This window comes from Melaminivora alkalimesophila, assembly GCF_000282995.1.
Classification (GTDB): Bacteria; Pseudomonadota; Gammaproteobacteria; order Burkholderiales; family Burkholderiaceae_C; genus Melaminivora; species Melaminivora alkalimesophila.
In genome coordinates, this window is the sequence record NZ_ALEE01000001.1 from 1 (window position 1) to 370 (window position 370).

Annotated in this window: 1 pseudogene; it reads right to left on the reverse strand. The window is 72.4% G+C overall.

The features are described 5' to 3' along the window. A pseudogene (locus A612_RS00005) lies at positions 1-370 on the reverse strand (chemotaxis protein CheA); the annotation flags it as partial.

Sequence of the window (370 nt, forward strand, 5' to 3'; positions counted from 1 at the left end):
CGGACGCGGGCGCGGCGGCGGTCGGGAAGCCGGGCGAGCCCGGGAAGAAGCCGTAGGGCTCGGCGTGGTTCGTGTCCTGCGGAAGGTGCTCCTGCGGTTCGACCGGCCGAACGGCGTCGGCACCCGCCCCGGCCGCGGCGCCCTGCGGGAGGATCTTCACCTGCTCCTTGGCCACATGGAAGACGAACAGGTCCAGCAGGTCCTCGTCGGTGGAAGTGGTGCGCACCGCGAAGCGGCGCATCCCGGGCCGGTCCTCGGGCAGGTCGGAGATGGTACCGAGGCCTGGAATGTCGCGGAACAGCTCCTTGATGGCGTCCGCCGTCTCCACCTGCGCGAGCGGGCCGACGTGGATCTCGAGCGCGCGCTCGCC